Origin of the sequence: Telluribacter humicola (genome assembly GCF_017355935.1) — a bacterium.
In the GTDB taxonomy this organism is placed as follows: Bacteria; Bacteroidota; Bacteroidia; order Cytophagales; family Spirosomataceae; genus Telluribacter; species Telluribacter humicola.
In genome coordinates this window covers 1,690,645-1,703,253 of sequence record NZ_JAFIQT010000001.1, presented here as the reverse complement: position 1 = coordinate 1,703,253, position 12,609 = coordinate 1,690,645, and the positions used below count along the sequence as shown (strand labels likewise).

The window sequence follows — 12,609 nt, the reverse complement described above, 5'->3', positions numbered from 1 at the left end:
CCTATCATGAAAAGATCGAATGGAATAGTATGGGGAGGCCTGTTGGTGGTGCTGGGAGTCTTCTGGCTCCTGCGCAACATGGGCTTACTCAACGTAGACTGGGAAGGAGTACTCCGGTTCTGGCCGGCCCTGCTTATCCTGGCTGGTATTAGTCTGCTGGCCTCCGGGCGTGAGCGCAACGGCGTCGGCAGTGGCCTGGCGGGCTTGCTCATAGCGCTGGCCGTGCTGGGCGGTATCCTGTACCGAACCGACCGCGCCTTTGACCGCCATCGTAACAACTGGGACTTCCACTGGGACAATGACGATCACAACGAACATGACAACAACGGCCATAATAACAACGATCATGACTCGAGCGATCGGGACTACGAGGAGGACCGCCGCAACCGCTCTACCCGTACCCAGTCTAACCACTACGAGTACGATATGGATGCGGCTATTCAGGAGGCTACTTTCAACCTCGAAGGCGGGGCTGGCGAGTTTAAGCTGACAAGTACTACGCCCAAGTTATTCGAAGCCGATACCCGTACCACACTGGGTGGATTTATATCCAACATACGTAGTAACAAATTGGATGGCACAGCTACCATTGATTTCAAGATGGAAGATGAACAGATCAACATCAAGAATGGCAAGGTGAAAAATATTGTAACCATGAGCCTGAACGAAGCTCCCATTTGGAATGTAGACCTGGGCATCGGTGCCGGCAAGGCCGATATGGACTTGAGTAGCTATAAAGTAAAATCGCTGAAAGTAAGTACCGGCGTAGCCGACGTAGATGTACGGCTGGGTGACAAGACCGATACGGACGTCAAAATAGAGTCAGGAGTAGCCTCAGTCACGATCGAAGTACCTAAGTCGGCAGGCTGTGAGGTCAGGATAGACGGCGCCATGAATATCCGGGACCTCGACGACCTGCAGAAAATAGGTGATAACCTGTACCGCTCGCCCAATTTCAGCACTGCCAGCCGCAAGATCACTATCAAATACGACGCAGGCCTGTCTAAGGTCAGGATCAACAGGTACTAATCTATTTCGTAAGCTTCCTCTATAAGCCCCATCACTACCTGTGTGTAGGATGGGGCTTTTCTGTGGTCACTGCTGACTACTTCCCTCTGCACAACATCCGCTAATCTACCCGCTCATCAGCCGGTTATACCGCTGAATAAGAATTGGTCAGGAATGGTTGTAGCCCAGAAAAAGTAACCATAACTTCGCTACGAAATGCAGGTTTCATAACCACCAAATCATTAACTAATTAGCTATGAAAAATTTCTTCATTCTGGCCGCAGGTCTATTCCTCGGCACGGCAGCGTATGCCCAAGTACCTGACAACACCTTCAAAGCCAACATCAACGGAAAAGAGTGGCAAGCCAAAGCCCAGCGCCTCAAAATCCCCGTCAGTGACTTTAACTACCTGGCTATTGCCGGTATGGAGGTCAATCCGGATGTACAGCTCTGGATCAGACTATACTACTTTGGTGAGCTCAAGCCCGGCACCTACCCGGTACTTACCATGCGCGAGCTGGAATCCAAATACGAAAAAGCCCAGGAAATACCCAACGGCTACGCCCTGGTAGACTATACCGAAGAAACCAAGAAAATGGGACACGGCTTCCATGATGGCGAATCAGTATCTGGCACCGTAACCGTAACGGCCATAACTGATAAATCCATCGAAGGTACCTTTGACGCTAAAATGAAGGGCGTGTACTATCAGAAGAGAACAATGGCGACACTAGGCGGATACGGTCTGGTGGCTAACCTGGAGAAAAAAGCCATCACGGCTGCGGGCGGGGGAATGCTGGTAACCGGCGATCCGCACGACCACGACAATACCAAGAAGACCAAAGAGACTGATGAAATCACCGTAACCGACGGGAAGTTCAAAGTAAGCTGGGGGGAAGCTAACCAGAAGAAGAAATAAAGAGAAAAGCCCGGAAGCTAACTTCCGGGCTTTTCTTTTAATATGAATACTATATAGCTACTTTTTCTTCGCCGTAAATGTCCCCTCGATTACAGTTGGGGTAGGCATGGGAAACTCGCCTTTGTAAGCTCCTACCAGCGTAGTCGGGCTAGTGAAGTTAAAATTGATATCTATTCCATTCAGCTTGTAACTAACTTTACTGTCTACTACTTCGGCATAGCCCGATGAATTAGTCTCTTTCTGCTTGATGGTGATGTTATTTCCATTGTATTTCATTTTAACGTCTACATCGTAGCCCGTCAGCATGATTTTACCCTGTACATCTGAAACTGTAAACTTCAGGGAGTCACCGGCATTGGTAGTACCCGCCCAGAGACCAATGTAAGGCGACGGCTCCACTAACGGATCAATCGGTTCACCATTCTTCTTACAACCAGTAATTAAAGAGACACAGAGTAGCAGTAACACTGCCAGAGAGTTGAAATACTTCATGGATTTGGATGGATGAGTTTTTACATATTATTATTACGAAAAGCGAGTTACATAATAATAGCAAAAAAATCACCCCCTCACCTCCATAGTTCTATCGTTTATTATATAAATACAACAATACGTATAGTACTTCCTGGAGAGGTAGTGCGTCTACTCTCTAAACATTATTTTATTAACCCATGCTGGATAGCAAAACGGGTAAGTCCGATGACGCTGTGAATATTAAGTTTCTTGAAGATATTTCTACGATGAGTCTCTACAGTAGTGGGAGCAATGAACATTTCCTCGGCTATCTGGGCAGTAGGTACTTCGTTGATAATATAGCGTATGACCTGAATCTCCCGGTTGGTAAGGCCGCCAATCTGGCCATCTCCATCATGGCCATTTCCGTTGGCATCAGCCTGGGCCAGTAGTTCTTTGATTCTGTCATGAAGATACACACCGCCTGACATAACGGTTCGTAGCGCCTCTTCAAGATCGGAGCGGGAGGCGTTTTTTAAAACATAGCCTTTGGCTCCTGCCCGAAGTGCTTCTTTTATAATGACAGGTTCTTCGTCCATAGTTAGAAGAAGTACCTTTACATCCGAAAACTTTTTACTTACCTGGTACGCCAGATCTATCCCTCCCATAACGGGCATATGCAGATCCGACAGTACCACTTCCACTTCCTGTTGTTCCAGCTTTTCTAGTACTTCCTGACCGTTATTTGCAATTCCTGCCACTTCGACTCCATCCATTGTAGCCACAAGCATAGCCAGGCTTTCCACCAGTACGCGGTGATCATCAGCCAGTAAAAGTCTGATCTTATTCATCCTGTGTGCATTAGTGTGAACGACCTATTTCGAGCTTTCAGAATCTCTCCATATCTATTGTACTTTCATCGTTCATGCTTATTATCAACTAAATATTCAGTAATAATAGCCAAAACTTGCCGATTTTTGCCAATAAATATAGAGTATTTGTAAAAGTAGAAGCTTTACTTGTATTCTGAGAAGCTATTTAGTCCCTAACTAACAATCCAAAATTAATCTATATGCTAAAGACCCTGGCCTTCCTGTACCTACCCTTACTGATTGGAGCTTCCAGTGCCTGCCAAAGTCATTCGAAAGAGCAACAAACTATAAATCAACCCACTACACCTACTACCAGTTTAAAAAAGCATACCACCGACACCACGAATAACACTTCGCCAAAAAAAGGTGACACACTGCCGGAGCTGGAGAAGAAGATGATTGAGCAGGGGCTGGTAGATATTCAGAAGGTAGATCCGACGCTGATGGTAGAACTGAAGTACTCTACTACTGACAACTTTGTCGGCAAGGACGTATACGGCGACCTGACCCGTGCCTATATGCAACCCGACATGGCCCGCAAGCTGGCCCGGGCCAACAAACTGTTGAATGAAGTCAAGCCCGGCTACCGACTGCTGGTTTACGACGCAGCCCGCCCCAACTCCGTGCAGTACATCCTGTGGGATGCGCTGGATATGCCCGTACGGCAGAAGCCGCAGTACGTAGCAGATCCAAAGATAGGCTCTATTCATAACTTTGGCTGTGCCGTAGACCTTACCGTAGCTGACTCAGCCGGAAAGCCGCTGGACATGGGTACCAAGTACGACTACTTTGGCCCGCTGGCGTACCCCCGCACCGAACAGCAGATGCTACGCGAGGGCAAACTTACTACGCAACAGGTAGCTAACCGCGGTCTGCTCCGCCGGGCTATGACTCAGGCAGGGTTCTCGGTCAATCCTACCGAATGGTGGCACTTTGATGGCATGTCCCGCAGCCGGGCCAAGGCTAGGTACGGGATGATCAAATAGGGAGGATAAAAGGAAGAGGGGAAGAAAGTAGCTATTCTTCCTCCCTTCACGGATTCACAAGCTGCAACCTCTACCGCCTCAGCTCGACCAGACAGTAATTACCTAAGGTACCTGCCCGGGTGGCGGGATAGAGGAACTGGCCAGTCAGACGGGTGATGTGAAAGTCAGAGAAGCATTCCTGACTCACGACCCGGGCCCCTGCCTGTGTGTACTCCTGTATCTGCTCCGGGGCCACAACGAGCCAGAGGGTAGTATGCCTGAGAAGGTGTTCCTGTGCCTGCTCTGGTGTCACGTAAGGGATGATTCGCTCAATGCCCAGTTCAAGATCGTAGAACAACGGGCTACCTTCGGCAAAATAAACCTGGTCGGCGGGTATCCCCTTCTGCTTTATCACCTTTGCCATCTGGTTACCGGCCTGGTAAGTGTCCAGCTCAGGGTAGATCAGCCCGTTCAGAATAGCATTGACGTACAGAGCACCCAGCGCCGAGAATACCAGTGCCCGCCGAAGTGCCTCTTTGATGGTATATAGATAGAAGGCCAGGCCTACACCTCCCAAAGCGATGAGTACTATGTGGATCAACCCGGTGCCCTGCCTGAATACCCATAGGCTCAATACCAGAGCGGCTACCACCATCAGGGCAGGTACAATGTGCTGTGCCCAGATGATAAACCGTAGCCTGCCGGTCCTGCCGGTCTGCCGGGCATCTACCACCCAGCCCGCTACCCATACGGCCATCAGCGGAAACAGAATATTGAGGTAGTGGGGAAGCTTAAATGACGAAAAAGAGAAGAGTACCATACAGGCCAGCGCTCCACCACCCGTAAACCACTCCTGCGCACGTACCCGCCGGAAGCGAAAGAAGCGGGTGATCCAGCCGGCATAGATGAGCAGTGGCCAGGGTAAGGCCGCCCACAGTAACGTATGAAAAAACAGGAAGGGATCATTGGCACCGGCCTGTCCGAAACGTCCTCCGGCCATCCGCTCAAAGTTCTGGTCCCACAGGATGAACCGCACTCCCGAAACGCCTGTCCTACCCGCTATTACCTGTTCAGGATGCTGATCAAACTGTATGTAAAATGCCCATAGTACCGGACTGATGGTAATGACAAAAGCAAGTACCGCCCCCACCAGTGCCCCCGAAAATAACCGGAGCCAAGCCCGCTGGTGCAGTACCTCTACCAAAAAGGCGATACCAAGTACACCCACTCCTACCATGCCCTTCACGTTGAAAGCCAGTCCCGCCATAACGGCTCCCCAGAGGAGACTACTGACCCGACCGTACTTTAGGTACTCGAACAGTTGCCAGGCACCAATGGCCACAAAGCCCGTCAGCAGGGCGTCCATCCTGACATCATGGTTGGCCAGGATCTGCGCCTGTATAGTAGCCAGTACTACAGCCGACAGCCAGCCTGTTTCTTTATTGTAAGCTTCTTTGCCCAGGCTATAGGTAGCATATATCCCCAGTATAGAAACGAGGAGAGAAGGTACCCGATACGCCCAGGCGGACACGCCAAATACTTCAAAGGAGGCCGCGGCCAGCCAGAAAGACAGGTGAGGCTTATCCAGGTAGGGGGTAAACTGATCAACCAGGCTCACATAGTCACCCGACTGGTACATTCGCAGAGCCACGGCGGCATTGAAAGCCGGATCTGAATTAAGAATGGGTAGGAATAGGCCTAACCCATAGACTAGTATCACTCCAATAATAATCAGCAGATAGTCAATGCGGCGAAGGGTACTCATCAATACGTCTGGTTTCTCTTTTCACGCGGCAAACTTACTGGTTTCGGGTGAAGGCAGATGTATAGAGCTCCAAATTCTGGTAACATTTCCAGATGTAGCTTCCTTGTCCAGCTATTAAAATATTCTTTTAAATAGGATAGGTACCCAGAAATAGGTTCTCAGTCGCCTCCCATCCTGCGATCCAGGTTTCCACCTCGGCATCCCAGATACAATGCGTCGTGCCTCCTGCTCATACTTTTCCTGTTTACGTCCCTCCACTCCATCCACTTCCATTACCTCAACTGCAGATATCTGACCATCCCGCTCTACCAGAAGCTTCAGGCCTATCGTTATGGTATTCTTACCTTTTTTCGCGGCGATAGGTAGTTTGCTATTTCTTTCAATATAATGCCTGAGAGAACTGATTCCCCCTGGAAACTCGGGAGGTGACTCGACAACGGTATAGACAGTTGTATCAGCCTGTGAAACAATGGTAGTACTACTAGCGCCATTATTCCCAGTAGTAGTCTGCTGGAGGAGCAGGATAAATAATACATGTAGACAAAAGCTCATAGCAGGATCATGCTTTAAATAGGGTTAACTATTTAGATATATAATTAAATTATATATAAAACAAATATCCAGTTATCTAAAAAGTACAATAGCCTGAGTAGCGCTTAAAAACCACTCGTAAAGTGCAGGTATGACAGCTTTGACTTTACTGATTGCCACGCTGCTACCAGTTGCAAACTCGCGGTAGCCACAAGGTACTAAAGCACAAAGCAGGCCGGTGGGTATTCTCCACCGGCCTGCTTTGTCTGTTATAATATAAACTACTTGCTGGATAACTGATTCACAAAGCTGTCGTGATCCCAGTTGATCCTCAGATGCTGGATCCGATCCGCTTCGTCAAAATGGAAAATGAATATATGATCACTCTCAAAGCGAAGTCCTTTGGCAGGGAGACCTAAAAAATCTTTTTTCTGAGTACCAAATATGGATACTTTACAGATTATTTCATCTCCTTCGGTAGTGATGGTATCAACGGTATTATCCAAGTCAGGAAAAGAGTCCATAAGCAGGCTCCATACGGTTTTGCCAAATTCACGGAAGAGGCCTTTGCCATCCTCCCCCAGTGGCTTGAACCACACGGTAGCCTCCGGAGCAGCCAGATTGATCATTCGCTCGAGGTCCATCTCCTGATAGGCAGAGAAGAACTCTATACAGGTACCTTTACGGGTCAGGTCGGTCAGGTTTTCGGTTTTAATGGTTTCCATAGTTGCTATGAGTAGTTATGGTTGTAAGTGGATGTATAGTTTATCTACTTTGGATAGTTGGGATGCGCTTTTATCTTCCGGATTTGTTTAAGATGTCGGTCTACGTGGCCCCACTGAAACAGGTACACCTGATGCATATTACGCGGATTCGGCGTAGCGGTAAGCTCAAAATGCGCCCGCATATCAGCCTGGGTTGTTTCTATAAATTGTATCGTCTGGTCCCGCAGCTTTACAAAGTAGGTCAGGTTATCCTTCCCCTTGATAAAGCCCGTAGGTCTGGAAAAATCAGGTGACACATGCGGGGCGTCCTCAACGATAAAGGTAGTGTAATAGCTGTCGGGGCGACTGGTTTTGTTGAGCTCGGGCTGAGGAGTGTTACGGCTTCCCATACTCACTTCACGCGCCCAGATAATCTCCCACAGAGCCAGGTGCTCGACCACTTCACCAATCGACCAGCGGTCCGGCGACTCCTTAAAGGCCCATTGCTCGGGTGTCAGATGTTCGGTTTCCCTGACTAATTCATTTTTAGTTCGGACCATATTGTCGACAGTGTACTTCCGGTCGGCCTCGGTCCAGAGCTTGGTTGTATGGTCGCTTTCACTTTGTCCATACACGAATAGGCTGGGTAGTACCAGCAGTGCTAATAGTAACTTTTTCATGGCTATGATTTAGATAAATTGACATGACAAAGGTACTATGAGGGTACTTGCTGGTATTGTAAAAAAACGACTTTCTACTTATAGGTAGTTAGCCAGCTCACTATTGCCTTTTATGTACAAAGAGGGCGATTTGCCAGTAAATTCTGTGAATTCTTTGATGAAGTGGGATTGGTCATAGTAGCCATAGGTGGCGATAAGCTCATGCCAGTCCTGTATCTTCCACTGCTTCTGGGCCATCAGGGCGCACAGCTTACTGATACGACTGATGCGGGCATAGTACTTGGGGCTGACACCTACTTTCTTCAGGAAATGTCGCTGAAACTGCCGCTGACATACGTATAGCTCATCCATCAGATCACGAATGGGCAGTACACCTCTCTTCTCCATAATCAGGTTTGCTACGTAGTCAGTACGGTCAAAGGCACCCTTGGGCTGGCTTAGCTTACGGAGCAAAAACTGCTCGATAGTCTGGATACGGCCGGCAGCTGTACCTGCTTCAAGGATTTGTTCGTGCAGATAAAGGGCCTCCTTCCCCAGTACATCCTCCATCGCTATCCGCTCGTCCGACATTTCATACATCGGAATCCCGAACAGGGTATGTATGGCCGAAGGCTTCATGACCACTCCGACTATACCGATTTGGCCACTTAGCTGAAGCCGATAACTTTTGGTAGCCTGTCCGCTCAAGAAGGTCGCAGGCGTCGGTACATCTTTATATTTCTCGTTGATCACACGGTACGGATCACCGTAGTTGAAGATCAGGGAGGTATAGCCAGTGGGCGGTGACTCTACCTGCAGGGGCGCCGACAGATAGACCTGAGACTCCCACAGGTAGTAGCACTCTACGTAAGGAGTCAAATGAATGGATGGCTTGAATTTCTGATAGATCATACCCTGCCTGCTTTTCCTGAATACAAAGCAGACAATTAATCTACTAAATGTCAATAGATTTGCATAGAGTACTCCAATATCTTATTTAAAGGTACTCAGGTAGCTACCCGGCAACCCAGGATAGCCACCAGTATCCACAATGGCTGAAAAATTAATTTCTTCTGGCTACTGCACCCGCTGTTACAGAGGCGGCCGCACTGGCAGGAGTACTGGTCAGTTTTTTCATGAAGGCTACCAGGGCCCTTTTCTCGGAAGTACTTAGGTTGAGTGAATCTCCGGGCAGGGTCTGATTATCCAGCGAAAAGCCCAGCCCGGCTCCTCCCCCATTGTTATAAAACTCAACTACCTCTTCCAGCGTTTGGTACACACCGTTGTGCATATACGGAGCCGTGAGGGCCACATTGCGTAAGGTAGGCGTCTTAAAGGCGTGCTTGTTTTTGCGGACCGGGTGCAGCCCGTACTTGCCGGGATCAGCATCAAGCTGATTACTTCTGGCCGAAGCCGGCACCCCAAGCACCTCACTCTCGGTCAGCTCATAGCCGGGTGGTACAGTACCGTTGTATAGGGGATAGAAATGGCAGGTAGCGCATTTGCCCTTACCCATGAATACGTTAAAGCCCGCCTGCTCTTCCAGGCTAAGGCTCACCTTCTCACCTCTCAGGTACCGGTCTACAGGGCTATCCAGGCTTTGCAGGGAGCGCAGGTAGCTGGCCAGGGCATTTTTCAGGCTATGCTCGGTAATGCCTTCCGCGGGGTAGGCTGCCTTAAATTGTCGAAGGTACTCTTTATTATCTGAGAGTTGTTTGGCTGCTTCCTTTAGCGATCCATGCATTTCATTGGGGTTGGCAATGACATCTACCACCTGGTCTTCCAGAAAAGTCACCCGCGAATCATAAAACTGAGCCGCCTGATAGGCTACGTTCCAAAGCGTAGGTGCATTGCGCAGTACCGTTTTCCCATTCGTTAAACTAGTGCTCCTGGGTACCCCGTCCGAAAACCCCTTGTCGGGCTGGTGGCAGGAGGCACAGCTACGCTGGTTGTTACCGGACAGTACCGGATCAAAGAAGAGCCTCTGCCCCAGCAGGGTACGCTCGGGAGTGGGCTCATCGGCCGGAGAGGCTACAAAGTAAGCCGCATTAAAGGCATTAGGGTCAGAAAGTGAGCGGGCTGTGGTACGTAATAGTCGTCTTTCCTGAAAGGGAGCAATGTGCAGTTCCTGCTGTACGCGGTAGAGAGCCTCCGACAACGGATTGGCGCAGGAGCGGATAAAGGTAAGGCGGTTGAAGTGGTTAAAATCAGCTTGGTCCAAAGATTGCTTAGCCCGTATAACTAACGAATCAAAAGCAGCCCACGAAGGCGGTACCTGACTTCTGTCCTTGATCAGCAAATCCACGTTATCACGAACCGACCCGATGGCCTGCGCAGCCTCAGGGATGGAGTGCGTAGCGACGGGTGAATCAAAGCCCGTAATACCCAGTGATACGACCCGGAACAACTCCAAACGCATCGCATCGAAGAGATGGGCTTCGCTGGTATGATCTACGGCTACTTTGCGCAGCCGCTTGACGTTGGAGTGGAGTACTGCTATTTCATGGTTAAGGGCGGCGGTATCATCACTCGACACAGTTGGGAACAGATACTCTTCCACTACCTGAAAGCCCTCGGGCTGTATCTCCGTCGCCAGCGGATCATCCTCCTCTACCTCCACCAGGGCGGGGCCATTGATACTTTTGGCGGTAGTGGGATGGTAGTATTCAGCCAGCCACTCTACCCGTTTCCAAGCATAGCGGGCCTGTCTGAATCGCTCCTGTACTACCGGTTCTGGCTCATGACTTACAACGGCTACTCTGAGGCTATGTACTGCTGTATCCAGTAGAGCCAGCTCCTGCCGGTAGTGATCCAGCACTTTTTCAACCGTTGCCGCTGGCTGTACGGCCTTGGTTGGGCTGTTATACACCTGCCAGCCGAGGTACCCTATCATGAGCAAAGTACCTACCAGAATAAGGGCGTGGTTAAGGCGGAGACGGAATTTATCAGAGTCGGGGGAGTAAGAAAATAAGCGCATACGGAGAGTGGCTTGGGGTACGCGGGTAGATTATAGGAGTAGTGTCAGAAGTAAGAATACGGTACCTTCATAAATCGAATCTGACGATCCGCAAGTGCAGATCGTCAGACGTGTAGCATCTATCAACTAATTAAATTATTAAAAACTAACGGGGAAGTCCCTGCAGGATCACGATCTGAGAAGCCTGATTTTCGTTCAGGCGCTTAGAGCCACCGTCAACACCTTTCAGCTTGTCAGCACGCCAGGTATGAGGCTGGATACACAGCATGAACGTATTTGCTACTCCGGTCTCTTCGGAGATATCCACCAGCGCCCCGTATTCCCAGTCACCAAGTCCCGAGGTACCACCTACGTTGTACTTGGCGGCATCAGCAGCCGTGCGACGGTGATCAAGCTCCATTACCACTTTCAGCTCTTTCGTTTTCAGATTGTACTGGTAGATGCGTGAGTCGTGGGTTTCGTCGCCGTAGCCGTTGGGATCTTCCTGTACGTAGATGTAGTTTTTGGTCACGCAGATGTTGTCCACGTTCTGGAATTCTTTGGCCTGGCTGGCGCGGTCATCACCGTCCAGCAGTACTTCCAAAGTACCGGTAGTAAGATCATCATTCAGAGCCAGGTGATATACGCGGCCGTACTTGGAGCGGGAGTAGTCAGCGTTAGCACCGGTGTTATTTTGTCCGGTTACGTTGAAGTACACGTCACGACCTTTGCCATCCTTGGCATAGTCAATGTCTTCCACCCGGCCAAACTTCACAGCCTGCAGGCTATTAACCTTTTCATTCAGCTGCTTACCGGTCAGGCTCTTGTGATCTTCTATTTTCACAAACTCAACCTGATGCTTTTCACCCACTTTCATGGATGTCTCGGTTTGGTTTTTGTCGGTACGGCGCAGCATGTACAGCGTTCCGTTGTCCAGATCACCTACGCTGTTGGCTACGTACATAACTACTTGTCCGCCGTAGGTACCGCTGTCGTCATCACCGATGATGATTACGGTCTTACCTGCAAAAGCTGTTTTAGGAAGGGGTACGGAGTTTTCGGCACTCCAGCGTCCCAGACCCGGCAGCTCTCTGGATACACCTGCCTGTGAAGCATCCGCATACGGGTTTACGCCGTGTGTACGCGACTCTTCACCACTCTCACCGCTGGTAAGGAACAACGGGCCAAACCCATGCTCCTTAGGAGTTGCCATGGTAGCCGAGCACAGACGCCAGACCCCACCATCCGAGTTCAGGATGTACTCTCCCTTGGTAGGCTTCAGAGTCTTGTCCAGTGAGATGCGTGAGACGGCAAAGTTATCTTCATGATTAACAAGCATGGTAAAGGTACCATCGCTGTTTCTGAGCATACCGGCTCCGTCGGCCGAGCCCCCAAACACAAAAGAAGACGAACCGCTGAGCTGATCGTCGCTACCGATGAGCGAGTACATCTTGATACTGCTGAATGCCGGAGTAGTTTTTGCCAGAACAGGCGTTACCGAGTGATTGGCAAACTGTACCTCGGTAGTGGGTACATCTGCTGGTAAGTTGTGGTCCTGGCATGACGTCAGGCACATAGCTACGGCTACCAGTCCACCGGAAAGCTGAGAAATAGGATACAAACGGGACATACTGGGTGAGTTGTTTTTGTATCCGCAAATATCCTTCTGGTACATCACCCCAATATGAAGAGGATGTAATGGTGATGTAATAAAATCGGAGAAAGAGTTTACAATTTTTTCATACGCCCCCTATTGCGCTTGCCACAAAAAAGAAGC

The 12,609-nt window shown here is 49.6% G+C and carries 12 protein-coding genes; 3 read left to right on the top strand and 9 right to left on the bottom strand.

From position 1 onward, the window contains the following. Positions 1 to 6 precede the first annotated feature (6 nt). Both JUB14_RS07320 and JUB14_RS07315 read left to right on the top strand, forming a co-directional pair. Positions 7 to 1,029 (top strand): toast rack family protein, encoded by a 1,023-nt coding sequence (locus JUB14_RS07320; protein ID WP_207505210.1) that lies wholly within the window; start codon positions 7 to 9, stop codon positions 1,027 to 1,029. A gap of 235 nt (positions 1,030 to 1,264) precedes the next feature. Continuing rightward, entirely contained in the window at positions 1,265 to 1,927 is a 663-nt protein-coding gene (locus JUB14_RS07315; RefSeq protein WP_207505209.1) for a hypothetical protein, read from the top strand. Positions 1,928 to 1,984: 57 nt separating this feature from the next. Here JUB14_RS07315 and JUB14_RS07310 read toward each other — a convergent pair whose 3' ends face one another. Both JUB14_RS07310 and JUB14_RS07305 read right to left on the bottom strand, forming a co-directional pair. Further along, complete coding sequence (locus tag JUB14_RS07310) at positions 1,985 to 2,419, bottom strand: hypothetical protein (RefSeq protein ID WP_207505208.1); 435 nt, start codon at positions 2,417 to 2,419, stop codon at positions 1,985 to 1,987. Between the two features lie 164 nt (positions 2,420 to 2,583). Beyond that, complete coding sequence (locus tag JUB14_RS07305) at positions 2,584 to 3,231, bottom strand: response regulator (protein WP_207505207.1); 648 nt, start codon at positions 3,229 to 3,231, stop codon at positions 2,584 to 2,586. Between the two features lie 221 nt (positions 3,232 to 3,452). Here JUB14_RS07305 and JUB14_RS07300 point away from each other — a divergent pair, with 221 nt between their 5' ends. Beyond that, the gene (locus JUB14_RS07300; RefSeq protein ID WP_229367578.1) at positions 3,453 to 4,238 is read left to right on the top strand and encodes a M15 family metallopeptidase; all 786 of its coding nucleotides are present in this window, start codon (positions 3,453 to 3,455) and stop codon (positions 4,236 to 4,238) included. A 70-nt stretch (positions 4,239 to 4,308) separates the two neighbouring features. Here JUB14_RS07300 and JUB14_RS07295 read toward each other — a convergent pair whose 3' ends face one another. The 7 genes from JUB14_RS07295 to JUB14_RS07265 all read right to left on the bottom strand — a co-directional run bounded on the left by JUB14_RS07295 (position 4,309) and on the right by JUB14_RS07265 (position 12,462). Continuing rightward, positions 4,309 to 5,982 carry an ArnT family glycosyltransferase gene (locus JUB14_RS07295; protein WP_207505206.1) on the bottom strand — a complete coding sequence of 558 codons (1,674 nt, stop codon included), beginning with the start codon at positions 5,980 to 5,982 and terminating at the stop codon, positions 4,309 to 4,311. A gap of 114 nt (positions 5,983 to 6,096) precedes the next feature. Further along, positions 6,097 to 6,534 carry an energy transducer TonB gene (locus JUB14_RS07290; protein ID WP_207505205.1) on the bottom strand — a complete coding sequence of 146 codons (438 nt, stop codon included), beginning with the start codon at positions 6,532 to 6,534 and terminating at the stop codon, positions 6,097 to 6,099. A gap of 260 nt (positions 6,535 to 6,794) precedes the next feature. Continuing rightward, a complete protein-coding gene (locus JUB14_RS07285) occupies positions 6,795 to 7,238 on the bottom strand; it encodes a nuclear transport factor 2 family protein (RefSeq protein WP_207505204.1) in 444 nt (147 codons plus the stop codon). 44 nt (positions 7,239 to 7,282) lie between these two features. Next, positions 7,283 to 7,897, bottom strand: a complete 615-nt coding sequence (locus JUB14_RS07280; protein WP_207505203.1) for a DinB family protein — start codon at positions 7,895 to 7,897, stop codon at positions 7,283 to 7,285. Between the two features lie 78 nt (positions 7,898 to 7,975). Further along, positions 7,976 to 8,788 (bottom strand): helix-turn-helix transcriptional regulator, encoded by an 813-nt coding sequence (locus tag JUB14_RS07275; RefSeq protein WP_207505202.1) that lies wholly within the window; start codon positions 8,786 to 8,788, stop codon positions 7,976 to 7,978. Between the two features lie 151 nt (positions 8,789 to 8,939). After that, complete coding sequence (locus JUB14_RS07270; protein ID WP_207505201.1) at positions 8,940 to 10,853, bottom strand: cytochrome-c peroxidase; 1,914 nt, start codon at positions 10,851 to 10,853, stop codon at positions 8,940 to 8,942. 145 nt (positions 10,854 to 10,998) lie between these two features. Further along, positions 10,999 to 12,462 carry a PhoX family protein gene (locus JUB14_RS07265; protein ID WP_229367575.1) on the bottom strand — a complete coding sequence of 488 codons (1,464 nt, stop codon included), beginning with the start codon at positions 12,460 to 12,462 and terminating at the stop codon, positions 10,999 to 11,001. Between the last annotated feature and the right edge of the window lie 147 nt (positions 12,463 to 12,609).

Bases quoted from the DNA above. Each gene is read 5' to 3' on its own strand.
- JUB14_RS07320 (WP_207505210.1), top strand. From the start codon at position 7: ATGAAAAGATCGAATGGAATAGTATGGGGAGGCCTGTTGGTGGTGCTG.
- JUB14_RS07315 (WP_207505209.1), top strand. From the start codon at position 1,265: ATGAAAAATTTCTTCATTCTGGCCGCAGGTCTATTCCTCGGCACGGCA.
- JUB14_RS07310 (WP_207505208.1), bottom strand. From the start codon at position 2,419: ATGAAGTATTTCAACTCTCTGGCAGTGTTACTGCTACTCTGTGTCTCT.
- JUB14_RS07305 (WP_207505207.1), bottom strand. From the start codon at position 3,231: ATGAATAAGATCAGACTTTTACTGGCTGATGATCACCGCGTACTGGTG.
- JUB14_RS07300 (WP_229367578.1), top strand. From the start codon at position 3,453: ATGCTAAAGACCCTGGCCTTCCTGTACCTACCCTTACTGATTGGAGCT.
- JUB14_RS07295 (WP_207505206.1), bottom strand. From the start codon at position 5,982: ATGAGTACCCTTCGCCGCATTGACTATCTGCTGATTATTATTGGAGTG.
- JUB14_RS07290 (WP_207505205.1), bottom strand. From the start codon at position 6,534: ATGAGCTTTTGTCTACATGTATTATTTATCCTGCTCCTCCAGCAGACT.
- JUB14_RS07285 (WP_207505204.1), bottom strand. From the start codon at position 7,238: ATGGAAACCATTAAAACCGAAAACCTGACCGACCTGACCCGTAAAGGT.
- JUB14_RS07280 (WP_207505203.1), bottom strand. From the start codon at position 7,897: ATGAAAAAGTTACTATTAGCACTGCTGGTACTACCCAGCCTATTCGTG.
- JUB14_RS07275 (WP_207505202.1), bottom strand. From the start codon at position 8,788: ATGATCTATCAGAAATTCAAGCCATCCATTCATTTGACTCCTTACGTA.
- JUB14_RS07270 (WP_207505201.1), bottom strand. From the start codon at position 10,853: ATGCGCTTATTTTCTTACTCCCCCGACTCTGATAAATTCCGTCTCCGC.
- JUB14_RS07265 (WP_229367575.1), bottom strand. From the start codon at position 12,462: ATGTCCCGTTTGTATCCTATTTCTCAGCTTTCCGGTGGACTGGTAGCC.